A 21,487-nucleotide genomic window follows, 5' to 3' on the forward strand; every position below is an offset into this window, starting at 1 on the left:
ACGAAGAGCTGGCCTGCAATCGAACAAAGAGCTGACCAACCACCTTGACACACCAACTCCCCATGTGAGCAATCCAGGCTGTCTCCGTGGTGGCAGTCTGGATTGCTTCGTCGCAGGGGCTCCGCGTAATGACTGCGTTGCCGGCCAGGGGCACTAGCCGCCGTGCCGCAGCACCTCGATGGGATCGAGCCGCGCGGCGCGCCAGGATGGGTAGAGCGTTGCGAGAAACGAAAGCGTCAGCGCCATGATCAAGACCGCGGAGGTTTCTCCGATCTCGACCTCCGCAGGCAGCTTCGAAAGAAAGTACAGCTTGGTCGGAAACAGTTCGGTTCTGGTCAGCCAGGACATGAACTGCCGGATCGATTCGATGTTGAGGCAGGCCAGAAGCCCGACCACGAAGCCGATCAGCGTACCTGCCACGCCAATCGAGGCGCCGGTGATCAGGAAGATCCTCATGACCGAGCCCCGCGAGGCACCCATGGTTCGCAGGATCGCAATGTCGCTGCTCTTGTCTTTGACCAGCATGACGAGGCCCGACACGATGTTCAAGGCAGCCACGAGGACGATCAGGCTCAGGATCAGGAACATCACGTTGCGCTGGACCTGAAGCGCGCTGAAGAAGGTCGAGTTGCGCTGCCGCCAATCGACCAGGAAGATCGGCCGGCCGGCAGCCTCCATCACGCTCCTGCGAAAGGTGTCGACGCGATCCGGGTCGGTCGTGAACACCTCGATCGCCGTGACATCCCCGCTGCGGTTGAAGTAGGACTGCGCCTCTGCGATCGGCATGAAAATCATGCTCGCGTCGTACTCCGACATGCCGATCTCGAACACAGCCGTGACCTTGTATTTCTTGATGCGCGGCATGACGCCCATTGGCGTCACCGCGCCGTGCTGCGCGACGAGCGTGATGGCATCGCCGGCATGCAGTGAAAGCTGATCGGCGAGTCCCTGGCCGATGGCAACGCCCTGATCGCCATCAAAATGTTCGATCGAACCCTGCTTGATGTTGCCAGCGACCGAAGCGAGCTTGTTGAGATCGGCGGCGCGGATCCCGCGCACCAGAACGCCGGAGGCGTTTGCGGATGATGCCAATGCCGTCCCATCAACGACGGGCGCAGCCAGCCGTACCCCCTTCAACTGGTTGATGCGTTCGGTCACATCGTTCCAGTCGGTCAGAGGTGATTCCAGCGGCTGAACCAGAACATGCCCGTTAAGGCCAAGGATCTTGTCCAGAAGTTCTTTGCGGAAGCCGTTCATGACCGCCATCACGATGATGAGCGTCGCTACGCCCAGCATGATGCCGAGAAACGAAAACCATGCGATGACCGAGACGAAGCCTTCCTTGCGTCGCGCACGCAGATAGCGCGCGGACAGCATCCATTCGAATGGCGCAAAGGGAGCGGTCTTGAGCGGCGCTGTCATGATCCTCAGGGCTCATCAGATTTGTCATTCTGTCCGGTTGCAGGCGGTTTGGCGACCTGGGATCCTCGGGCAAAAAGCGGGCGCGTGGGAGAGGCATCGATATCATCGCGGCCATGACCTCGGACGTCATTGCTTTGCGCCGCGGGACTATTCACGTTGAGAATTCAAGATACTGGGAGGATATCCGATGACTCCGCTCGAAAGACTTCACGCGATGAGGATGCCGTTCGCGGAGCTCATGGGGGTGCAATTCGTCGCGGCCGAACCCGATCGCGTGGTGGCGAAGATGATGGTCAGGCCCGACCTCTGCACGCTCGGCCATATCGCGCATGGCGGCGCCATCATGGCCTTTGCCGATTCCGTCGGGGCCGCCGCGACCGTGATCAACCTGCCGGCGGACGCCAAGGGGACGACGACGCTGGAGAGCAAGACCAATTTCATCGGCGGCGCGAAGGAGGGAACTACAGTGATCGCCACGGCGACCCCGATCCACCGCGGGCGGCGGACGCAGGTCTGGCAGACCCGGCTGGAGACCGAGGACGGCAAGCTGGTGGCGCTGGTGATCCAGACCCAGATGGTCCTCGTATAATTACGGGGCTCTGATTTCATTAACGAATTGGTCGATTGCCATGCCTCTAACTTGGGCGAGTTCCCGTCTTGCAAACCTTGTTGCGTCGCACAATATAGGAGGCCTAGGGATTCGAACGCCTCCTCGAGGGACACCAAGAGGAGTTTTGACGTGCCACTTGAAGAAACCATCCGCACAGAGTCCGTGCAGGGTTATGTGCGGACCCTGATCCAGCAAGAGGAATTGCCGCTCCTACGGGATCATCTGCTGAGACTCGATCCCGAGAGCCGGCACGACCGCTTCAACGGTTTTCTCGACGACAGCTTCATCGAGCGTTACGCCGCCCGCTGTGCGGACGATGGCACCGTGATCGTCGCCTACATCGTCGACGGCGTGGTCCGCGGAGCGGCCGAGCTGCATCCGCCGGAGGGCGATTCGTTGCCCGAAGTGGCGTTCAGCGTGGAAGCCTCGGCGCGCCGCCAGGGCGTCGGCACCGTGTTGTTCCGACGCCTGATCGCCGAAGCGCGCTGGAAGGGTTTTGGGCGCTTGCGCATCACGACGGGCGCGGAGAACCACGCGATGCGGGCGCTAGCGAAGAAGTTCGGCGCGCATCTGACATTCCGGCACGGCGAATCGACCGGCACTATCGATCTCACCAAGACGCCGGAGGCGGAGCTGGCGGATCTTGCTGCTGCGCCGTTCAAGGCCGGCCGCGCGCTGCTGAGCTTCAACAGCACATGGTGGAAGCTGTTTTCCAGCATGTACGGCAATCGCGCCGCCTAAGCACAATCCGCGAAGGTGTGCGGCGGTTTTGTGAAAAGGCCGTGCACAAGCAGAGAATAAAAAAGCGGACCGGCGAGGCCGGTCCGCTTTCGAATCTTCAGAGTCCAGAGCGCTTCAGGTGCCGGTACGCTTGTCGTTGCCAAAGCGGCGCACGACGCGGCGCTCGACCACCACCGAGCGCTGCGCGCCCTGTTCGCCGGCGATCACGCGCGTGGCGGTGATACGGCTGTTGGTACGGGCCTGCTTCTTCACTTCAGCCTGCACGACGTCGAGCGGCATGCCCATCAAGGACGCGGCGATTTCGGCCTGCTGCTCCTGATCGTCCGTGATGCCGATCGCGGCGAAAATCGCCTCGTCCAAGGTCGGCGGATCGTGGCGGACGCGCCGCGTACCGTATTTGGTATTCCAGTCTGCGCTCATGGTAGCCTCATTTCGATCCGGGATACCTAGTGCCGCCTATGTTGCATTGCAATATGAATTTGGTGTGGCATCTCAGTTATTCGCCCTTTGCATTGATGTGTGATGTCAGGGCGGTGACGGTTGACTGGCGTCGAGCGCGATCTTCGGCTGCGGCCAGCGCTTCAGTGCTGCATGGCCGGCCTCGGTCAATCCGTAGATTCCCCGCTCGGCCCGTGCGAACCAGCCATAGACGTTGTGCAGCAGAATCTTGCCGGCATCAGGACACCGCACGCGCAGATCGCGCACCGGCCGCGGGCCATCGGCGAGCGCTGAGGCACAGGCCAACGCCTGCTGGCGATAGGCAGTCATGATGGGTGCGCGCGTGCTGCCGCCGAGGACCGGATCGCCCTGGCGGCGCTGGTGCTCGGCGACGAGCCGCGAGCGCTTCTTCGGCTCACGGCGCGGCGCCGCGGTCGGCGGCTTCACCAGCACCTCGACCTGGCCGCGTTCGGTGACTCCAAGCATGCCGAAGCCGAGGCGGCGGCAGAGATTGCGATAGCGCGCATCGCTCTCGCGCCCCTTGCCGCGCGCGGACATTTTTGCGGCGATCCAGATCTCGTCGCCGGCCGGGGCGCGATCGACAGCCTGCAAGATCAGCTCGAGATTGAAGGCGAGCTTGAGCTCGCCGATCACCACGACAGGCGGATCGCCGGCGCTGAGGCCAACGAGATCGCAGCCGCCGATCTCGCCCTTCACGGCGAAGCCGAGCTCTTCGAGGAAGCGTTTGACGGGCAGATAAAGCGCGGTTTCCACAGGCTGTTCCGTCGGAGAATCAGTTGCGGTCAGTCTAGCCCGGATCGGACTCGCTTCTCGCGCCATTTGATCGGGAGCGCCGGCCATGGCGAAGGCATCGCGCCCGCCGGCAAGCACAGCATCCACTTCAAGGGCGGCTCCTGGTGTCGGACTAAACGCGTCCGCTTACCGGGATCAGCGCACCTGTGACGGCGCTGGATGCATCGCTTGCGAGGAACAGGATTACCTCCGCGAGCTCTTGCGGAGTCACCCATTTCGAGAAATCAGCATCCGGCATGCTGGTGCGGTTGGCTTTGGTGTCGATGATCGAGGGCAGCACGGCGTTCACCGTGACCTTGCCCTTCCACTCGTTGGCGAGCGCCTCGGTGAGGCGGTGCACGCCGGCCTTCGAGGCTGCGTAGGCGCCCATGCCGGAGCCGGCCTGGAGCGCGCCCATGGCACCGACATTGACGATGCGGCCGGCCTTCGAGGCCGCGAGATGAGAGAGCGCAGCGCGCGAAGTGTTGAGCGCGGTCAGCACGTTCAGCGCGTACAGGCGCTGCCAGGTCTTGATCTCCCCGTCGCCGACGGTCTCGTAGGCAAAGCCGCCGGCGATGTTGATCAGTGCATCGAGCCGGCCGAAATGTTTTGCCGCCGCCGAGACCGCCGTCTTCGCCTGCGCTTCGTCCGAGAGATCGACCCCGCCGAGCTCGATAAGCTGTGCGGTCGCGACTGCCTGAGAAGGCGCGTAATCGATGCCCGCGACGCGCGCACCGCGCGCCAGCGCCGTCTCCGCCACCACCTGGCCCAGCGCCCCGAGCGCACCGGTCACGACAATGACTTTTCCCTGCACGATGCTCTCCGTCGGTTTAATGCGCGCCGACTATTGCGCGGAGCGAATTGGACTTGCAATGGCGGCAGCTTCAAGGCTGGGCTATAGATGCAACTTTAGATCGTGGAGGAGGTCGTTTCATGTCTGACGTTTTGCCGACCATCGAGTTTCCCGCAGCGATCGTCGATCTAAAATACCCGCTGATGCGGCTTCGGCAGGCGTTGGACGGGAGAGGCCCGGTGCGCATCGTGGCCATGGGATCATCCTCGACCGCCGGACGAGGCGATGTCGTCCCGTATCCTTATCGACTCGAGATGTATCTGCGACAATATTTCAAGGACGTCGTCCACCGGCCGGACATCCGGATTGACGTGCTCAACCGGGGCCGGGGCGGAGAAGAGGCGAACGAAGAACTCGGACGCTTCGACGCCGATATTTTCCATGATGATCCGGCACTGGTCATCTGGCAGGTTGGAACGAACGCGGTCTTTCACAACGACATATACGACGTGGACGTCGTTGCCGGGAACATCAGGAAGGGCCTGGCGCAATTGCGCGCTCGCGGCTTCGAGGTTCTGGTGATTGATCCGCAGTATACGACGAAGATGCTCTGGGATGATCGAGCCGAGCTCTCGGACAAAATGGTCCGGCTGATACGCGATGCCGCCAATGAGGCCGAGGTCAATCTGTTTCAGCGATGGGCGCTCATGCGGCATTGGCACGTGCAGGACAACGTGTCGTTCGAGCAATTGATAGACAGGAGCGATCCTGACAAGCTGCATCAGGGCGACTGGAGCACCCAGCAGATCTCTTTCGCTCTCAAGGACGCCATCATCAAGGCGACCGGCCTGACGGCTTGAGAGGGGCCGCTGTGGCTCACGCTTGCAGATAGCGCTCCTTCAAAACGGTCCGCTCGGCGGCCCCGAGCTTGAGTCCATTGCGCAAATAGGTTTCGAGGTCGCCATAGTCTGCGCGCACGGCTTCAAAGCCGGCGTTGAGATAGGAGGCCTCTACCGAGCCAATCGCGTCGCGGACGTCCTGCGGCAGTTCGGATGCTGCCGATGGATCGCGGCGATAGAACTGGTTCGTCAGGAGATAGTCTTCGGCGATGATATCGTCAGGCACGCCGAGCGCATGAAGGATCAGCGCGCAGGCGAAGCCGGTGCGGTCCTTGCCAGCCGTGCAGTGGATGACGAGCGGAGCGCGGTCTTCGAGGAGATGCCCGAACAGCGCGCGAAAACTGTGCGTGTTGTGGCGAACATAATTGCGGTAGGACTCGCGCATGATCTCCAGCGCAGCCGGTGCAGTCAGCGTGCCTTCGGCCATCCGCGCCTTGAGTGCGGCCACCACCGTCGGCTCGATCGGCAGCGAATGCGTGGTGATCTCGCGCACGCCGCACAGCGCGTCCGCGCGCTCGTCGACGCCGCGGAAATCGAAGGCGCTCCGCACGCCGAGGGCGCGGACGATCTCGACATCGGTCTCGGTGAGGAGGGCAAGATGATTGGAGCGGAAGAGGTGCCGCCAGCGCGTCTGCCGGCCGTCGGTGGTCGGGTAGCCACCGAGGTCGCGAAAATTGCTGGCGCCTTGCAAGGCGAGGTGGCGGGCAGGGGAGTCTGACATAAGATCAGCCTGGGCTATGTTGCCGGCGGAATCGGCTGCGCGGCTCGCGCGATATACTTGAACTCTATTACAGGGGGCGAACATGGACCGGCACCAGGCCATTATTTTGGCTGTCGCCGTCGTGGTGGCAGGTGGAACCTTGAGCGCGACGGGCGCGGTGGCGCAGACGTTTCAGGGCTATCGTTGCGCTGACGGTACGCAGTTCATCGTGGCATTCTACGCGGACGACAGGCGCGCCTTCGTGCAGATCGACGGCGGCGCCATTCCGCTCGCCAAGCGGCTGACACTGTCGGGCGCGCGTTACTCCGGCGCCGGGATCACGCTCAAGATCGGCAAGACCGTCACCACGGTGAAGCATCTCAAGCGGCCCGTCACAGCCTGCGCACTGAGCTGAGCGCAAGAATCAGAACGAGAATCAAAAAAGGGCCGAAACGATCTCGTTTCGACCCTTTTTCAAAATTCCGCCGGACGCTTGCGAGCGCGAGGCGGTACCGAAGGCAACGCGGGCATCAGCGATCCCATTTCGGCTTGGCTTCCTCGATCGCCTCCTGGTGATACCAGCTACCACTGCAGATCGTCTCGACGACGGGCGGCGAGACATGATCAGCCGGCACCCTGGCCTCACTACTCCGGCGACCGCCGAAAGCCGCGCGGCCCCCGACAGGGAATTGGTAGATCGTGGCCGACCCTTGGCCCAAGTTATTGTTCATCATTGCGGTATCTCCTTCAGCCGGAGCGCTTGACCTCCATGGTGCGCCCGACTCGTTCGCTTATGGTTACTGGGTCACCCCATATTGGCCCTGTGCGTCGAAATGCAAAGTGCTGAAAACGATATCATTGTTGGCCTAATTTATGGGCAGTCGAGCGTCTGCATCGTGCAAGGCAGGTTCCCGGTGACCAACGCTTGGGCCATCTCGAAGGTTGCGGGGAGGTGGCCAAGGACTTCCCGAAAATTGCGAGCAATTGACGCTGCTTTAGCCGGCGGCCGGGTGCAGTGCGGCGCATGCCGTGAAATCGGGCGCTTTTTGCAGGTTCTTTGCGGTGCGGGGTAACGTAAAGGTGCGCTGCTTTGCCGCACGCGCCTGTGAATAGCCGGCGAGGTTCGCAGTCTGACGGCTGGTGGTGGAAAACCTCCCGCACTGCGGCGTTTTGGCATGCGAAATGCTTGTAAAGCGCCGGCCGATGGTGGCCGGGTACAACGTGCGGGGGCCACCGGTCCCCACCTTTCGCATCATCTACAGAGAGGCTCAATGACCAAGTACAAGCTCGAGTACATCTGGCTCGACGGATATACGCCGACTCCGAATTTGCGCGGCAAAACTCAGATCAAGGAATTCGCGTCGTTCCCGACGCTCGAGCAGCTTCCGCTCTGGGGCTTCGACGGCTCCTCCACCCAGCAGGCCGAAGGCCACAGCTCCGATTGCGTGCTGAAGCCGGTCGCGGTGTTCCCGGATGGCGCCCGCACCAACGGCGTGCTCGTGATGTGCGAAGTCATGATGCCCGATGGCAAGACCCCGCATGCGTCCAACAAGCGCGCCACCATCCTCGACGACGCCGGCGCATGGTTCGGCTTCGAGCAGGAATATTTCTTCTACAAGGACGGCCGTCCGCTCGGCTTCCCAACGGCCGGCTATCCGGCTCCGCAGGGGCCGTACTACACCGGCGTCGGCTACTCGAACGTTGGCGATGTCGCCCGCAAGATCGTGGAAGAGCATCTCGACCTCTGCCTGGCCGCCGGTATCAACCATGAAGGCATCAACGCCGAAGTGGCGAAGGGCCAGTGGGAATTCCAGATCTTCGGCAAGGGCTCCAAGACCGCTGCCGACCAGATGTGGATGGCTCGCTACCTGATGCTGCGCCTCACCGAGAAGTACGGCATCGACATCGAATTCCATTGCAAGCCGCTCGGCGATACCGACTGGAACGGCTCGGGCATGCACGCCAACTTCTCGACCGCCTACATGCGTGAAGTCGGCGGCAAGGAGTACTTCGAGGCCCTGATGGCGGCGTTCGAGAAGAACCTGATGGACCACATCGCCGTCTACGGCCCGGACAACGACAAGCGTCTGACCGGCAAGCACGAGACCGCGCCCTGGAACAAGTTCAGCTACGGCGTGGCTGACCGCGGTGCTTCGATCCGCGTTCCGCACTCCTTCGTCAACAACGGCTACAAGGGCTATCTGGAAGACCGTCGTCCGAACTCGCAAGGCGACCCATACCAGATCGCTTCGCAGATCCTGAAGACGATCTCGTCCGTTCCGACCGACAAGAAGGCGGCCGCCTAGATCCTACCGGCCCGGACCTTGGGGGCTTGGTCCGGGTTGGCTCTCAAATCCGCCGAGGCCGAGAGGCTTCGGCGGATTTTTGCATTTTGATGACAGTTGGCGATATCGCGCACTGCGGCTGGGGTAACGAAACTTGTCCCCCGCGGACGAAAGCGGGGTACACTCCGCCTCGGATGCGCGCAGGCCGGGGACACGGCTGGTGTTGGAAGGTTTCTACAAGGTACGGTTTCAGCTCGGCGAAGCTGTTGGCCGCAGCGTCATGCATGTCGGCGACGGCAGGATGCTGGGCGGCAACTCGGCCTTTGCCCATATCGGCACTTACGAGAAGGCGGGCGAGGAGGTCGCCATCGTCATCAAGACCGTGCGCCACAATCCCGATCCGAACTATCGCGCGATGGCCGGCACTGATGATGCGACCCTGATCGCGAAGGGCTGGCCGGACGGCGATCTCTATCATTTCAAGGGCGAGCTGAAGGAATTGCCGGGAGTGCCATTCCAGTCGGTGATGATGCCGATCAGGGAGGACGAGGTGCCGATCGCTGGCGGCGTCGGGGAGGGCGGCATCGCCAACGGTCTCTACTCGATCCATCTTCGGATGCTGGATGGCATCGAAGGGGGCCTCACCGGCGTCATGCTGCTCAACCGCGGGCGCATTCTCGGCGGCGATGCCTCGTTCTACTATCTCGGCAGCTACACGGCGGCGAATGGCCGCTGGAAGGGCCAGATCCTGAACCAGGAGCATACGCCGGTCCGCGATGAAAATCCCGTGTTCGGCGGCCGTGAGGTCGGCATCGGCTTCTCCGGCACCTATGACGACGAGCAGGCGGTGCTGGAAGCGACCGCGCTCGCCGGCAAACGCAGCCTGCGGTTGACCGCGGCGCTGAAGCTGATGCATCGCGCCTGATTGGATGTTTTGGAGAACCATGGAAAATACCGTTCGCATGCTCTCGACGCTCGGCCTGATGGGGGCGATGCGCAACCTGTCCGCCGCCTACGAAGCCGCGACGGGTGTCCACATCGACGCCGACTTCGCGCCGACGCAGGCATTGCTCAAGCGCTTACGGGACGGCGAGGCCGCCGATCTCGTGATCCTGACGCGCGAAGGCCTCGACGAGGTCATCGCCGAGGGCCGCGTGGTGGCGCAAAGCGCCGCCGACCTCGCGCGCTCCTATGTCGGCATCGCCGTGGCAGCGGGGCAGGCTCATCCGGACATCGCGAGCGAAGGCGCGCTGCGCAAGACGCTGCTTGCGGCGCGCTCCGTCGCCTACTCGCGGCTAGGCGCGAGCGGGATCTACTTTGCCGAGCTGATCATTCGGATGGGCATTGCAAGCGAGATCAACGCCAAGGCGACCATCGTGCAGCAGGGCTTTACCGCTGAGCGGCTGGTCAGCGGCGAGGCAGATCTCGCCGTGCAGCAGATCAGCGAGTTGAAGCAGGTCGCAGGCATCGAAGTGGTCGGACCGATCCCGCAGGACTTGCAGACGCCGGCGCTGTTCTCGGCTGGCCGCACGACGACGGCGACGAATGCCGAGGCAGCCGATCGGCTGTTGCGCTACCTGGCTTCGCCCGAGGTTGCGCCTGTGTTGCGAGAGTCGGGCCTCGAGCCTTGAATTCGCCAATGCCCGGACGCAACCTGCCGGCCATGCGGAAAGCTCTCTGCGCCATTCTCCTGACCTTCGCGACACCGCTTGCTGCATATGCGCAGTCGGCCGATCTCGTGCTGTGCGATCGGCTGGCGGCCGATCCCAGCGATCCCGACAAACCGGCCGACGTGAAGGGAGTAACCGAGCTTGCAGCCGCCGACATCGCGACCGCGATCAAGTTCTGCAGGACGGCGGCAGGCGGCTCGCGCCGCGCGATGTACGAGCTCGGGCGCGCCTACGCCGCCAATCGGCAGATGGCGGAAGCGATGGCAACCTGGCGCAAGGCGGCCGACAAGGGCTCGAGTGCGGCGATGGTCGAGCTCGGCGTGCTCTACGGCACCGGCGCAGGCGTCGCCAAAGACGAGGCGCAGGCGCGAAAGCTGTTCGAGAAGGCGGCCCAGGCCGGCAATCCCCGCGGCGTCAGCAATCTTGCCGCGCTTGGCGGTTCGCCCGGGGCAGCTCCGGCCGACCCGGCGCGGGCGCGCGAGCTGCTCGGCAAGGCCGCCGAGACCAACGCGGAGGCGCAATATCAGCTCGGCCTGATGCTCGCGAGCGGTGATGGCGGTCAAAAGGACGACGTCGCAGCGCGCGCACTGTTCGAGAAGGCGGCCGCGCAAAACCACCCGGGCGCGCTCGAGCGGATGGGCGCGTTCGCGCAGGAAGGCCGCGGCGGTCCGAAGGATGCGACTGCTGCGAAGGCCTATTATGAGCGTGCGGCAGCGCTGGGCGATGAAGACGCCAAGAAGGCGCTGGAACGTATCCGCTGTCCGTATGCGATCAAGAACAAGCAAGGCCAGCTCGTCACCACGCTTTGCTTCTGAACCGCTCCGGAAATCAGTAGTTCTCGCCAGACAAGCTGTGAAGGAACCCGGTTCGCGTCCCGGTCGTTGAGACCGAAACGAACAGGAGTCGCGACATGATCCGCAAACTGGCGTCCGGCGAATATCGTCTTTATTCGCGCAAGGTGAACCCGAAGACCGGCAAGCGCCGCAACCTCGGAACGTTCAAGAGCCGCGCGGCGGCCGAGAAGCACGAGCGCGAGGTGCAGTATTTCAAGCGGCACTAGAACGCCTTCCCGGACCCAACACAAAAAAATCGAAAACAACCCCATGCAAAGTAGCCGCATGGGACGGTGCGATGGGTTGCGGATTTAACGAAATACGTTGACGCGTCGGGCAAATCAGGGGCATGATGGCATCATCGGAGCGGCACTCGCGGGGGTCGAGGTCATCTGGCACAGCTTCCGGCGCAACGCACGCCACGGGGCGAATCGCCGAAGCGCGCCCTGAACAATCGATTGAAATGCGAAACATCCGAAAAGCCGACCTCTAACGCGATGTCGGAAATTCGCTGCATGCATGCCTGGGACTCGGTCAGCAGCTTGAGCGCCCGTTGGAGACGTAACTCGTTCACGTACCCGGTAAACGATGATCCTGATAGCGCGATCAGGCGCTGCAGATACCGAGGTGAGATGCCTTGGCTGTGGGCTACCGTCTCGACGCTAAGCTCTGGCTCCTGAAAGTGTGCAGCGATGTGGTCGAGGATGGCGCTGTGGCGCGCGGCCACGACCCCGCTCACAGTGCTCTCGCCTAAGGGAGTGCACTCGCTGATCGCGAGCGCAACGAGGTCATGGATGTGAGCCAGGACCGCATCACGCAGCCCGGGGGTGGCCAGAGCCCCGTCCTTGAATGCCGACTGTAGATAAGCCATGAGGAGTCGGAGCGCTTCAGTTCGATGAGGGATCGGTCGCATCGCGAGGCTTTCGACATTCGGCACACGCTCTGCAAGCGCGTCGCGGGGCACGGCCAGACCGAATAGCAATCCGTCGACATAGGTGACGGTGGCGGGCTCCGAATGCAGAATTGCGACTGCGCCGCCGGTGCGAAGCTCAATTTCCCGGTAGCGCTGCGACAGCAGGCTTCTGCCAGGAGAGCAGACGATGATTCCGATCGAGTCGTCACCATCAGCCATGCTCGCTCGCAAGCGCTTGAATTGCATGGGGGAGCCCTTCAGTGCGAGCCTGCGCAACCCTCGGACCGCTTGCAACGTTGCATCGGCCTGAAACGGAACGTCCGACAGAGGCTCGATATCGACGTGGACTATGCCTCGCCCAAAGTTCTCTCGCCATAAAGCGACTCTCATCCGCTCCGGAAGCTCGCGTGTTGAGAATCGATGCGATGCGAATTCGGCTGCGTCCGTGGACATGGGGATCTCCAGCCTTGATAAGACGTCGGGATCAAATGCTGTGACAAAATACTGTCGGTATCCGTGATTTGCAGTTCACGCACTGACTTGCTTTTAGGTCGTGCGCATGAGTCCAAGAAATTGAACCATTGACCTGCTAGTCTCATTCACCTGTGATGGATGTCGATGTGAGCTGGTTCACGTGGTGGCGAGCAAATTACGGCTGCAGTGATTGCGAAAGTCGTGATGCCAAAATCTCCCTTGGGAGGAGTCGGTCGTGATGGCTCTATCTCTCGATCGAATTTACATCTTTTGTAGCACGTGCCGGACCTCATTACCACTTTTTCCCGGCCTCTGGCTCAGTGGTTTCAATGATGCTAGAGTAGAGCTGCGCTAGATCCCCCTTGGGGATCCGACGTGAACGGTCAGTGGGGTTGCGGACTGCCGGCCGTTGATTTGAAGATCGGAATACTGAAATTGGAATGCTTGAGTGCTATTGCCCCGCCCTCGGACACATTTCAAAGTACGTTGGGCATGGTTGCTTTGACGCACTACCCTCCGTTCTTCCCAATGACTCGGAGGCGGGTCTAGTCACAACTGTTGTTGTGCGGGTTCGCTAAGAGCCAGTGAGTGACGTATCGACACGAGAAAGATTTATGCGGATGTGAGCGGCTCACATCTGGTGAGGCCGTGTGGCCGCAGCGTGACCGCAAGTTTGTTTTCAATTTGGCCTTTCGAGAGGTTAGATTGCCATGAAGCCGAACACGCCGTGCAAATATGCCCTGGCGCATTGTTCGATAGGATGGCGCCGTAGCACCCTCATTGTTGCGATGTTCTTCACCGCGTGGATAGCTTTGTTCGCAAGCGAAGCTCGCGCGCAATGCACTGCGCGGGACGTCCTGTCGAGCCGACTGAGGTCCGAGAGAACTCCATTAACGAGTACCCCAAGAAGTCCAATCAGATCTGCCGCCGAAGCTTCGGTGTGGAAGACAATCAAAGTAGGCACCTTCGCGGATCCCTTAGCCCTCACTAACGCGTTGCATGCAGCCGGTTGTGGGATCGGAGACGCGGCCGGGGATATTCTCGCTCGACCAGCTTTTGCTCTTAGTACCACTACAAGAAATGTGAATCTCTTTGCAGTATCGGCGGCCGATCTCGGCTTTCGAACCGGTACTGTACCGCTCGCCGAAATTTATGCCCGCGCTCAACTGCTGGGTTTCGGACTCGCGGCAGCAGAGGTCGCGCCACAATTGCGACTTCAATATTTTGATCAACCGATTGGTGAATTTCTCATCATCGGAATGGAGCCAATCAAGACATGGAAGGGCGAGCCTGTCATTCTAACAGTAGCCAATGGCGGAGCAGGACTCATCCTCATCGGCCAAGATGGCCGTGCTGACACACAAATTTGGGTGGCGTCTCATTTTCTGTTCGTGCGGCCTGATGGAGCCGACTCGCTCGAGGCAGCCGCAACACGACTTACGCCCTGAAAGGAAAAGAGCCGCACTTTGTCTGATTTAAGTGACAGGGAGCTCGTGGATATCGGCATCACTCGCGGCGAGATCGACTATGTGGCCTCACACCGCGGTATTGATCCGCGAGGCATGCGACCCGGCGATTGGCTGCGATACCTGCCAACGGCGGACGGTCAGATTGTGCCTACGGACTTCCGATAAGAGTCATAAGCGGCGGTCTTTGGAGGGCGCGGACTGATGTCGTGTCTATCCCAAAGGGCCCGACACTCGAGCGGCTTTCGTGTTAGTCGGCAGGGGGCCAACCTGCGGACCGCGAGCTACAAGCCTTGCGTGCCCTTTGAAGGATTTGCATGCCCCACAGTGAACAGCTTCACATAGTGCGTCCGGGGCCGGCGCTAAGCTGAGGACGGAAATTTGCGCGAAGCAGGAGTCCTGCGGGTGAATTGCTTTTCCGAGTCCGGAAATTGGGAGCAATGCGTCGTGGAAATAGACTGACCGAACAAATTCCAAGGAGCTTTCCTATGGATTATTTCAGTGAGGATTCCGCACATGTTACCAATGGCTTTTTGCTGAACGAACCAGCCGCGAACACTCACGAAGACAGGACCACTCACAAGCGTTGGGCGAAAGCCGTGCTGGCCTTCTATGCCTGCTTGTTCTTGGTTGGCGCGACCGTGATTGGTGTCCACCAGGTCACAACCACGTCAGGCGGCATGGAACAGCATGCCACCTTGCGCGAAGAGAGTCGATCCAACCAGTAACGCCTGATGCATTTTACAAGTGGGGCATTTGCCGTCATCTCAGCGCGTCCATCGCGCCAAACTCGAAGGAGTCAGGTCATGGCAACCGTGGACTATATTCATACCGCGCCATCGGTTCAGGCGACACGAGACTACGACAGATGGATCACTGCTGGCTATGCCATCCTCGGGCTAATCGCGCTTGCTGCGCTCTATTTTGCGTCGGGCGGTCCGGGAAACGGCGAGGCAGCACTCGCCGTTATGTCGGCTATGCCCTAATTTGAGGATGAATGATGCGAGGGCTTCTCATTCTCTTTGTAGCGTTTTCGATCATGTTGGCCACACGAGGCCAGCATCAAACAGATTTCGTGCCGCGCCCGACCGCATCCATGCCAGCAGTTAACGTGCCCTAGGTCGGATTCCAGCTCACGTCGCCCGCTTGGCTTGGTTGCAGGTGGGAAAGTGTATTGCCAATATTCTCGTCGCGCGGCGACCGGTCGCGAACGCGCCGACCGACTGATTTATCCGACGGTTATTTGCGGGTGTCCGGCGAGCGGTGAGGGATCGAAGTCGGCTCTGGGTAAGCAGGCGAAGAACTCAACCTGAGCAAATCCAGCCCGCTGAGCGCCACTGAGCAGACATCAACGAGAGCTGCGGCAATCGATTTCGCCCCGTGACGATAAACCGGATGGTCTCGGCAGGGCGGCGGTGCTAGGTAGCCTGTTACTCGAAATGGCTTTCCGGGATTTCCTTCGTTGCTGAACTGGCTCTACAAAGTTGAATACGGCGTCAACGATGCGTTCGGCCGCAGCATCATGTGCATGCACAACGGCAAGCTGCTGGGCGGCAATTCCGCCTTTGCGCATCTCAGCACCTATGAGGAGCGTGGCGGTGAAATCATCGGAGAGGTGATCACCGAGCGTCATAACAACGATCCCTACTACAGGCCGCTGATGGGCACTGACGTCGCCGCCATCAGCGTGCGCGGCCGGACCAACAGCAATGGCATCCGCTTCGAAGGAGAGGCCGCTCCGGTACCGGGCGCGATGTTCTGGGCCGAGCTTACGCGGCTCGATGACGATGCGTTGCCACCACGGGGCATTGTCGGAGCAGGCGGTATCGCGAACGGGCTCTACGCGATCCATCTTCGCGCGCTCGACGGCATCGACGCCGGCCTCTCGGGGGGCATGCTGCTGATGGACGGCCGCATCCTCGGCGGCGATGCCTTCTTCTACTACCTCGGTTCGTACGCCTCGGTGGACGGCCGCTGGAAGGGCGAGATGCTCAACCAGGAACATACGCCGGCGAAGGGCGAGAACGCGGTGTTCGGCGGCTATGAAGTCGGGATCGGCTTCTCCGGGAGCTGCACGGCGGACAGCGGCGAGCTCGAAGGCGTCGCGCTCGCAGGCAAGCGCAGCCTGCGCCTTGCTGCTTCGCTCAAGCTGATGCGGCGAGCCTAGGGCGTCGTATGCAGTTCTTCGAATTCCGACAAGCTGTTGTGGTCCCTCGGCGCCTGCCATGAAGCAATCAAACGAAAACACGTCAGACCAGCGTCATATCCCGATTTAGAAAGCCTTAAGGTCTCTCCTTCATATCGCGGGTTCGATGGTGCCATCGGCGCGGCGGATGCCCGGTACCGTCTGGATGCTTGTCCAACGCTCTCGAATACAGATCTCTAACAAAGCCAGCGCGACTAACCGAAGACCTTCGGGGGGCTGCCTCATGGGACGAAGACGCGCGTCGACTTACCAAACCCAACGCAAACTGCTGATTACCCGCGAATGGCGGCGTTGGCTTCAGACTCACTCCATCGATCGCGGGGCAGCCACCGCCCGCGATACGTTGAGGTTCTTTTGCGAACTAGAGGACAAGCGCTCTCCGCTCCTGAAATTCCAAGCGAGGGGGCGAGACAAGTGGAAAATCATCAGCAGCTGGTTGCTGGCTTGCGGCCAGCACGGGGACGGACAATGCCCGCAGTCTTAGACCCCTAAGAGATTGTTGTCTTGGCCAACCACGGAGTGATGAGACTGCGCTCTGCGGTCCCGAGAGGGACGGCGTTGCTGCCCAAAGATCTCGATGTGGCGATCATGATCCGAAATGGCAAAGTGTCGCAGTCGATCCTTGGTTTCGAGCAGATCAAGCAGCTTGCGGCGCGGTGGGAGCCGGCAACCTGGTACCTCCGGGGACTACCTCGGCAGCTATCTCGCGGCCTCGCTGCTGAAGAGGAAGCTTCCGGGACGTCAGCGCTTGCTAGCAAACAACCGCCGCTGCGCAGAATTGATCGCGCTCTCGTTCCAGTCTACTTCCCGCTTCGTTGCCGGCAGATGATGTCGCCTGTCTTCATATTCGCAGTGAAGCGTTCCGTGGATGCCCTGCGCATCTCGCTTTAGAATGGGCCGCTCCCAAATCGGTCCAAGAATTCGTTTGCAGGTGTCATCTTCTTGCATCTGAAGGGCATCCCCAAGGTAATCCGCCCAATCTGTATCAGTTCGTTCCCAACCCGGAACGTGGTGAGCAGTAAATGGCGGGCGTTGCACATTTACAACCCGCAGAGCCATTCGAGATAGTAAGCTGGTCGATGTAGAAGACCGAAACACATTTCATGTCTATTTCAATATGATCAACGGGGGCGAAAAGTGTTTGATGTCTATCGCAACGATAAGCGCGACTTGCTCGTTCTAAGCACCGGTTCTGCGATACCTGTACTGTGCTCGCCAAATAAATGGCGCAAGAGCAGAAGAAGGGTTCTCAAAATCAGCGACGAGATCAAGTCGGCCGTTCAGAGGCAAGGCTATTACGTGCGCAATTTGCGGGTCACCAAGCAGCGATTGATCGAGGTTGAATAGGTCGGGGGCTGATGTCCCCAGGCGCGAGCCTCACCACCAAATCAAGCCACCATCTTCGCGCTCTACCGAGTGCGGGACGGGCTTTTGTTCGAAAGCGCTGTGTCGGTCACATCATGGCCCCGGGGATGAAGCAACGGATGTCGATCCGCAGCAGGTTGCCGAGCGCCCAATAGTAGATGGGCCAGACCATCGTGTGACCTGCGCGGTTCGGCTCCTTGATCACGGCCTCTTCCGGCACGTCCCACCATTGGCTCCTGATGCGCACGCGGTAGTGACCGTCCTTCACGTCCCAATCGGCGTCGGATAGCGCCGTGCCGTCGGCGTCGGAACAGCATGGCCCCTTGGTACTCTTGAGGCTCTCGAACCAGCCGTTGAGTTCGGGGCGGCTATGATCATGCGCGTGCGCCGCGCAGTGCCAAACCAGCAGCGCGATCAAAGCCCTGATAGTGGTCATCAAGAATATCTTCGTCACTGCAATCTCCTTAAAAAGAGATCTGCGCCACGACTTCCGAAATGACTTAGTTCAAATCGCCCGGGTTTCTGATGTGAACAACTTCACATGTTGCGCCGACTCCAGACGAGCTGGGCGGCTCCTAAAATTCCCGGCTGCTGTTAGGTCTGCGATGCGGACACCAGGGTTCAAGTGGCGCGGTCATTGGACGCACCCGTCGTCAGGTTCGGGTCTTGGTTGTGCGCGAACGGATAGGTTGGACGCGGCCGTTGTCACCAATCGTTGCAGGCCGCCGATGTTCTCGCATCGGATCGTTTGGTCGTGACGATGCGCGAATCGCCTTTATCTCCGCGAACGACGCCGTCCAACGCGTCTCTGGTGCGGAAGCGGATTGCACCCAACGGTGATTGCACCTCCAGATAAATCATTTCGCGTTGTGGTTGGATTTTTTGCCGCGAGACCTCTCTCTTTGATTGAAGAACGAAATCTTGCTGAAACAGAAAGCTGCTAACAAGAGGGCAATTCGATCTTCGATTGCATTCGTGTTTCTCATCGGCAGTGCGCTTTCATCGCGAGCTTGCGGTGTGAAGAGGTTGGTATTAGGCCGCAGCCAACGGCGCTAAGTTCAATGCGGAAGTTTGCGATTTCTTTATCCAGAGGCGATGCACCACCATCGTAGGCAGCCTTTGCGCCTTCCCTCTGGTATTCAAAAATACAACAAACGAAGAACAATTCCCTGTCCCCGACCCGCCCACGACGGCGAACTAGGGCTCCACTTCATCAACAGAAATGTAGTGGGTATCAATTTCTCTAGGGGAGAATTTAGCATGACACGTTTTGGGCTAATCGCAGGCATTGTTACCATTGTCACAACTGCCGGGGCATCGGCCGCAGAGCTGCCAACGTTTGAAATGATGGGGTTTCCGATTTCGCAGCACCAGGTTGGGGTGATGGGGTCGGCGAATGTTGAGGAACGGCCAGCCGTTCCCACGCTGACCTTGGCTGGCATGCCTGCTTCTCCAACTCAAATCGCGATCTTGACACCGCGCTCGACAGTACCTCATGCGACGGCCGAGGTGCCGGCACTGACCACTGTTGGTCTCACTGTCAAACGCTATCGCCCATAGTTGCCGAAGATGGCTCAGGCTTCAGCGGAGTGTCCCCCAGCGACTGTTGGACTGGCGAGACAAGAGTTCGCAAAGAAAACAAATCCTATTTCAGAGGTTATGCGCCTCCGAGTGATGTTCGAGAATCATTGCAGTGCGGTGCCCTTGAGCTGATCCGGCAACAGATCCTCATTTGGGCCGATTGGTTGTCTGACGATTTGGATTAACGTCGATGCTCTCTAATCTATTCGCCCTCGCGCTGATCGTATGGGCCGGCGCCGCGCTCGCGCACGATCACAATCGGGCCGATCTGTCGAAGTGGTTCGAGAAGCTTCGTGACGGAAAGGGAGATCTATGCTGCGATGGTAGCGAAGCAATGCATTTGTCCGAGGTAGACTGGGAGATTAGCGGCAACCGTTACCGCGTCCGCGTGCCGACGACGTCCGTGGGCTTTCGGCGCGCGATGGTCGGCGCCACCAATGTCGAAACCGAGTGGGTTTACGTGCCCGACGACGCCGTCATCGACGAGCCGAACAGGGCTAGCGTGGCGCTGGTCTGGCCGCTGTACGGCCCGATGGGTGTGAGTGTTCGCTGCTTCATGCCGGGAACGATGACGTGAAACGCGCGGTTTGTTGTTGCCCACCCTGCGACCACCTAATTGGCGCTGGCCCACTCAGGAGGCAAATGCGAAGAACTCGCTTGAACAAATATGGTCCGCTATTGCGCCGTGTCCGAACCTCGACGAGCCGCGCCACTTCGCGGATGGGCCATAACCAGAATCGCACAAGGCGGCAGACCAAAACGCTATTCGATCACCCGATACTGCTGCGCCGGTCGGCGCAGCAGGAGACGATGTGAGTAACGCGTAGCATCGCCGGAGATCACGAGTTCATCGATATGATCTCACTGCATACATCTGCGACGGCCGTAACCGCGCTTCGGGCGGTCTAATAAGTGTAGAACATCCGTTGGATCTCCTTGGTGTCGGTCGTCTTGGTCAGCGCCAGCATCAGCAAGATACGCGCCTTCTGAGGGTTCAGCGTATCTGAGACAACGAAGTCATGCTCGTCATCCTTGGCTTCTCCATTGCGCGCGACGATGCCGTTCCCCACACGGCTGCTGCGGACGATCACGACACCCTTCTTGCGAGCTTCGTCGAGGGCCGGCTCAACCGCGGGCCGGGCAAGACTGCCGTCACCCACTCCGGCATGCACGATCCCCTTAGCTCCGGCTGCGACGAAGGCGTCGACCGCGACCCGGTTCATGTTGGCGTAGCCGTAGACGATATCGACTTGCGGCAGGACATCGAGACCCGAAACGTCAAACTCGGAATCCACCGTGTGCCGACGTGTCGATTGACGATAGAAGTACGGTTTGTTTCCTTGCATATAGCCGAGAAAGCCGAGTTCGGGGGTGCGGAATGTGTCTGCCGTCGAGGTGTTGCTCTTGGTTACCTCGCGAGCCGCGTTGATCTGATCGTTGAGAGCAACGAGCACGCCCTTGCCGACTGCCTCGTCGCTGCCAGCCAGGATCACCGCGTTGTAGAGGTTGATCGGCCCGTCCGCGCTGATCGCTGTAGACGGCCGCATCGCGCCGACGATGACGACAGGCTTCTTGCTCTTGACGACAAGGTCCAGAAAATAGCTGGTTTCTTCGATCGTATCAGTGCCGTGCGTGATTACAATTCCATCCACGTCGTCCTGCGCGAGGAGGGCGTTGACGCGCTTTGCAAGCTTGAGCCAGTAGTCATTGTTCATGTTCTCGCTGGCGATCTGGAAAACCTGCTCGCCCTTGACGTTCGCCACCGTTTTCAATTCCGGAACGGCGTTCAAAAGGGTCTCTATGCCCACCGTTGCGGCGGTGTAACCGACCACGGTGGTGCTGCTCGCACCGGTGCCGGCGATCGTGCCACCGGTCGCAAGAACCACGACGTTGGGCAGACCGGGGCCCCTCGCGTCCGCGGCTGCAAGACTGAAGAGCAGCACGAAGAGCACGCTCGTTGTCGCCAATATGTGATTACGTAGCCGAAACTGCCACATCTTGAATTCCTTCTCCTAGAAAGCTTCGTCGATTGCGCCCAGTTCGCCCAGCGTATGATCCTCCAGTCGATGCACCCTGTCTAGGGTGGCGACGCTTTCAAATGGTCGAGTTTGGATCACAAGCGGCGGTCGCGGCAAGCACACGCCGGCATCCGGTTTGCCGCCGACAGCTGACATCACAACGGGTTAAGCGCCGTTCGGCCTCGGGCCAATGGGTGAGTTGGGGGGCCGATTCCGTTGAAAAAGGCCGCGGTTGCGACTCAGAGATACCAGTGATTCAGTCTGTCTAGTTGGCAGGACTG

Annotated in this window: 28 protein-coding genes; 17 read left to right on the forward strand and 11 right to left on the reverse strand. The window is 60.4% G+C overall.

What is annotated here, in order from left to right; genetic code table 11:
* Positions 1–153: 153 nt before the first annotated feature.
* Positions 154–1,422, reverse strand: a complete 1,269-nt coding sequence (locus tag SO139_RS40225) for a lipoprotein-releasing ABC transporter permease subunit (protein WP_449381950.1) — start codon at positions 1,420–1,422, stop codon at positions 154–156.
* A gap of 187 nt (positions 1,423–1,609) precedes the next feature.
* On the opposite strand from SO139_RS40225, the gene SO139_RS40230 reads away from it, so the two are divergent.
* Together SO139_RS40230 and SO139_RS40235 are read left to right on the forward strand one after the other, a co-directional pair.
* Positions 1,610–2,011, forward strand: coding sequence for a PaaI family thioesterase (locus SO139_RS40230; RefSeq protein ID WP_449381949.1), 402 nt, complete (start codon positions 1,610–1,612; stop codon positions 2,009–2,011).
* 150 nt (positions 2,012–2,161) lie between these two features.
* The gene (locus SO139_RS40235) at positions 2,162–2,773 is read left to right on the forward strand and encodes a GNAT family N-acetyltransferase (protein WP_498541762.1); all 612 of its coding nucleotides are present in this window, start codon (positions 2,162–2,164) and stop codon (positions 2,771–2,773) included.
* Positions 2,774–2,887: 114 nt separating this feature from the next.
* Here SO139_RS40235 and SO139_RS40240 read toward each other — a convergent pair whose 3' ends face one another.
* The 3 genes from SO139_RS40240 to SO139_RS40250 all read right to left on the reverse strand — a co-directional run bounded on the left by SO139_RS40240 (position 2,888) and on the right by SO139_RS40250 (position 4,817).
* Positions 2,888–3,193 (reverse strand): hypothetical protein, encoded by a 306-nt coding sequence (locus tag SO139_RS40240; RefSeq protein WP_027523921.1) that lies wholly within the window; start codon positions 3,191–3,193, stop codon positions 2,888–2,890.
* 105 nt (positions 3,194–3,298) lie between these two features.
* Positions 3,299–3,985, reverse strand: a complete 687-nt coding sequence (locus tag SO139_RS40245; protein ID WP_449381947.1) for a DUF2161 domain-containing phosphodiesterase — start codon at positions 3,983–3,985, stop codon at positions 3,299–3,301.
* 151 nt (positions 3,986–4,136) lie between these two features.
* Positions 4,137–4,817 (reverse strand): SDR family oxidoreductase, encoded by a 681-nt coding sequence (locus SO139_RS40250; RefSeq protein ID WP_449381946.1) that lies wholly within the window; start codon positions 4,815–4,817, stop codon positions 4,137–4,139.
* A 53-nt stretch (positions 4,818–4,870) separates the two neighbouring features.
* Here SO139_RS40250 and SO139_RS40255 point away from each other — a divergent pair, with 53 nt between their 5' ends.
* Positions 4,871–5,656: an SGNH/GDSL hydrolase family protein gene (locus SO139_RS40255; protein WP_449381945.1), complete on the forward strand. Its 786-nt coding sequence runs from the start codon at positions 4,871–4,873 to the stop codon at positions 5,654–5,656.
* Positions 5,657–5,672: 16 nt separating this feature from the next.
* Here the strand turns inward: SO139_RS40255 and SO139_RS40260 are convergent, their stop codons facing one another.
* Complete coding sequence (locus SO139_RS40260) at positions 5,673–6,416, reverse strand: tyrosine-protein phosphatase (protein WP_498541763.1); 744 nt, start codon at positions 6,414–6,416, stop codon at positions 5,673–5,675.
* Between the two features lie 82 nt (positions 6,417–6,498).
* Between SO139_RS40260 and SO139_RS40265 the strand changes: the two genes are divergently transcribed.
* Complete coding sequence (locus tag SO139_RS40265) at positions 6,499–6,810, forward strand: MliC family protein (protein WP_449381943.1); 312 nt, start codon at positions 6,499–6,501, stop codon at positions 6,808–6,810.
* Between the two features lie 115 nt (positions 6,811–6,925).
* On the opposite strand, the gene SO139_RS40270 is transcribed toward SO139_RS40265, so the two are convergent.
* Together SO139_RS40270 and SO139_RS40275 are read right to left on the reverse strand one after the other, a co-directional pair.
* Positions 6,926–7,129, reverse strand: coding sequence for a DUF2735 domain-containing protein (locus SO139_RS40270; RefSeq protein WP_449381942.1), 204 nt, complete (start codon positions 7,127–7,129; stop codon positions 6,926–6,928).
* Between the two features lie 261 nt (positions 7,130–7,390).
* Complete coding sequence (locus SO139_RS40275; RefSeq protein WP_449381941.1) at positions 7,391–7,651, reverse strand: hypothetical protein; 261 nt, start codon at positions 7,649–7,651, stop codon at positions 7,391–7,393.
* Positions 7,652–7,666: 15 nt separating this feature from the next.
* Between SO139_RS40275 and SO139_RS40280 the strand changes: the two genes are divergently transcribed.
* The 5 genes from SO139_RS40280 (at position 7,667) to SO139_RS40300 (ending at position 11,410) form a co-directional block, all read left to right on the forward strand.
* Positions 7,667–8,701, forward strand: a complete 1,035-nt coding sequence (locus tag SO139_RS40280; RefSeq protein WP_449381940.1) for a glutamine synthetase beta-grasp domain-containing protein — start codon at positions 7,667–7,669, stop codon at positions 8,699–8,701.
* A 199-nt stretch (positions 8,702–8,900) separates the two neighbouring features.
* The gene (locus SO139_RS40285) at positions 8,901–9,605 is read left to right on the forward strand and encodes a GrlR family regulatory protein (protein WP_498541764.1); all 705 of its coding nucleotides are present in this window, start codon (positions 8,901–8,903) and stop codon (positions 9,603–9,605) included.
* A 19-nt stretch (positions 9,606–9,624) separates the two neighbouring features.
* Positions 9,625–10,311 (forward strand): substrate-binding domain-containing protein, encoded by a 687-nt coding sequence (locus tag SO139_RS40290; protein WP_498541765.1) that lies wholly within the window; start codon positions 9,625–9,627, stop codon positions 10,309–10,311.
* 32 nt (positions 10,312–10,343) lie between these two features.
* A complete protein-coding gene (locus tag SO139_RS40295; RefSeq protein WP_449381993.1) occupies positions 10,344–11,165 on the forward strand; it encodes a tetratricopeptide repeat protein in 822 nt (273 codons plus the stop codon).
* 95 nt (positions 11,166–11,260) lie between these two features.
* Positions 11,261–11,410 (forward strand): hypothetical protein, encoded by a 150-nt coding sequence (locus tag SO139_RS40300; protein ID WP_007609497.1) that lies wholly within the window; start codon positions 11,261–11,263, stop codon positions 11,408–11,410.
* A 161-nt stretch (positions 11,411–11,571) separates the two neighbouring features.
* Here the strand turns inward: SO139_RS40300 and SO139_RS40305 are convergent, their stop codons facing one another.
* Positions 11,572–12,549: a helix-turn-helix transcriptional regulator gene (locus SO139_RS40305; protein ID WP_498541766.1), complete on the reverse strand. Its 978-nt coding sequence runs from the start codon at positions 12,547–12,549 to the stop codon at positions 11,572–11,574.
* A 959-nt stretch (positions 12,550–13,508) separates the two neighbouring features.
* Here SO139_RS40305 and SO139_RS40310 point away from each other — a divergent pair.
* From SO139_RS40310 to SO139_RS40330, 5 genes are all read left to right on the forward strand, one after another.
* Positions 13,509–14,018 carry a hypothetical protein gene (locus SO139_RS40310; RefSeq protein WP_449381936.1) on the forward strand — a complete coding sequence of 170 codons (510 nt, stop codon included), beginning with the start codon at positions 13,509–13,511 and terminating at the stop codon, positions 14,016–14,018.
* Positions 14,019–14,036: 18 nt separating this feature from the next.
* A complete protein-coding gene (locus SO139_RS40315; RefSeq protein WP_449381935.1) occupies positions 14,037–14,204 on the forward strand; it encodes a YjiS-like domain-containing protein in 168 nt (55 codons plus the stop codon).
* 320 nt (positions 14,205–14,524) lie between these two features.
* A complete protein-coding gene (locus SO139_RS40320; protein ID WP_498541767.1) occupies positions 14,525–14,764 on the forward strand; it encodes a hypothetical protein in 240 nt (79 codons plus the stop codon).
* A gap of 78 nt (positions 14,765–14,842) precedes the next feature.
* On the forward strand, positions 14,843–15,022 hold the full coding sequence (locus tag SO139_RS40325; RefSeq protein ID WP_449381933.1) for a hypothetical protein: 180 nt from the start codon (positions 14,843–14,845) through the stop codon (positions 15,020–15,022).
* 476 nt (positions 15,023–15,498) lie between these two features.
* Positions 15,499–16,203, forward strand: a complete 705-nt coding sequence (locus tag SO139_RS40330) for a GrlR family regulatory protein (RefSeq protein WP_498541768.1) — start codon at positions 15,499–15,501, stop codon at positions 16,201–16,203.
* Between the two features lie 780 nt (positions 16,204–16,983).
* Here the strand turns inward: SO139_RS40330 and SO139_RS40335 are convergent.
* On the reverse strand, positions 16,984–17,301 hold the full coding sequence (locus SO139_RS40335; protein ID WP_498541769.1) for a DUF8220 family protein: 318 nt from the start codon (positions 17,299–17,301) through the stop codon (positions 16,984–16,986).
* A gap of 78 nt (positions 17,302–17,379) precedes the next feature.
* Between SO139_RS40335 and SO139_RS40340 the strand changes: the two genes are divergently transcribed.
* Entirely contained in the window at positions 17,380–17,589 is a 210-nt protein-coding gene (locus tag SO139_RS40340) for a hypothetical protein (RefSeq protein ID WP_449381931.1), read from the forward strand.
* A gap of 106 nt (positions 17,590–17,695) precedes the next feature.
* On the opposite strand, the gene SO139_RS40345 is transcribed toward SO139_RS40340, so the two are convergent.
* Positions 17,696–18,061, reverse strand: coding sequence for a hypothetical protein (locus tag SO139_RS40345; RefSeq protein WP_449381930.1), 366 nt, complete (start codon positions 18,059–18,061; stop codon positions 17,696–17,698).
* 806 nt (positions 18,062–18,867) lie between these two features.
* Here SO139_RS40345 and SO139_RS40350 point away from each other — a divergent pair.
* Positions 18,868–19,167: a hypothetical protein gene (locus tag SO139_RS40350; protein WP_498541770.1), complete on the forward strand. Its 300-nt coding sequence runs from the start codon at positions 18,868–18,870 to the stop codon at positions 19,165–19,167.
* A 211-nt stretch (positions 19,168–19,378) separates the two neighbouring features.
* A complete protein-coding gene (locus tag SO139_RS40355; protein WP_449381927.1) occupies positions 19,379–19,765 on the forward strand; it encodes a hypothetical protein in 387 nt (128 codons plus the stop codon).
* 328 nt (positions 19,766–20,093) lie between these two features.
* Here the strand turns inward: SO139_RS40355 and SO139_RS40360 are convergent, their stop codons facing one another.
* Positions 20,094–21,140: a type II asparaginase gene (locus tag SO139_RS40360; RefSeq protein WP_449381926.1), complete on the reverse strand. Its 1,047-nt coding sequence runs from the start codon at positions 21,138–21,140 to the stop codon at positions 20,094–20,096.
* Positions 21,141–21,487: the final 347 nt, after the last annotated feature.

The organism is Bradyrhizobium sp. UFLA05-89 (assembly GCF_059803475.1).

Excerpts from the sequence above, each read along its gene's own strand:
- SO139_RS40225 (WP_449381950.1), bottom strand. The coding sequence starts at position 1,422 with ATGACAGCGCCGCTCAAGACCGCTCCCTTTGCGCCATTCGAATGGATG.
- SO139_RS40230 (WP_449381949.1), top strand. The coding sequence starts at position 1,610 with ATGACTCCGCTCGAAAGACTTCACGCGATGAGGATGCCGTTCGCGGAG.
- SO139_RS40240 (WP_027523921.1), bottom strand. The coding sequence starts at position 3,193 with ATGAGCGCAGACTGGAATACCAAATACGGTACGCGGCGCGTCCGCCAC.
- SO139_RS40260 (WP_498541763.1), bottom strand. The coding sequence starts at position 6,416 with ATGTCAGACTCCCCTGCCCGCCACCTCGCCTTGCAAGGCGCCAGCAAT.
- SO139_RS40265 (WP_449381943.1), top strand. The coding sequence starts at position 6,499 with ATGGACCGGCACCAGGCCATTATTTTGGCTGTCGCCGTCGTGGTGGCA.
- SO139_RS40270 (WP_449381942.1), bottom strand. The coding sequence starts at position 7,129 with ATGATGAACAATAACTTGGGCCAAGGGTCGGCCACGATCTACCAATTC.
- SO139_RS40275 (WP_449381941.1), bottom strand. The coding sequence starts at position 7,651 with ATGATGCGAAAGGTGGGGACCGGTGGCCCCCGCACGTTGTACCCGGCC.
- SO139_RS40280 (WP_449381940.1), top strand. The coding sequence starts at position 7,667 with ATGACCAAGTACAAGCTCGAGTACATCTGGCTCGACGGATATACGCCG.
- SO139_RS40290 (WP_498541765.1), top strand. The coding sequence starts at position 9,625 with ATGGAAAATACCGTTCGCATGCTCTCGACGCTCGGCCTGATGGGGGCG.
- SO139_RS40295 (WP_449381993.1), top strand. The coding sequence starts at position 10,344 with ATGCGGAAAGCTCTCTGCGCCATTCTCCTGACCTTCGCGACACCGCTT.
- SO139_RS40300 (WP_007609497.1), top strand. The coding sequence starts at position 11,261 with ATGATCCGCAAACTGGCGTCCGGCGAATATCGTCTTTATTCGCGCAAG.
- SO139_RS40305 (WP_498541766.1), bottom strand. The coding sequence starts at position 12,549 with ATGTCCACGGACGCAGCCGAATTCGCATCGCATCGATTCTCAACACGC.
- SO139_RS40320 (WP_498541767.1), top strand. The coding sequence starts at position 14,525 with ATGGATTATTTCAGTGAGGATTCCGCACATGTTACCAATGGCTTTTTG.
- SO139_RS40325 (WP_449381933.1), top strand. The coding sequence starts at position 14,843 with ATGGCAACCGTGGACTATATTCATACCGCGCCATCGGTTCAGGCGACA.
- SO139_RS40335 (WP_498541769.1), bottom strand. The coding sequence starts at position 17,301 with ATGGCTCTGCGGGTTGTAAATGTGCAACGCCCGCCATTTACTGCTCAC.
- SO139_RS40350 (WP_498541770.1), top strand. The coding sequence starts at position 18,868 with ATGACACGTTTTGGGCTAATCGCAGGCATTGTTACCATTGTCACAACT.
- SO139_RS40355 (WP_449381927.1), top strand. The coding sequence starts at position 19,379 with ATGCTCTCTAATCTATTCGCCCTCGCGCTGATCGTATGGGCCGGCGCC.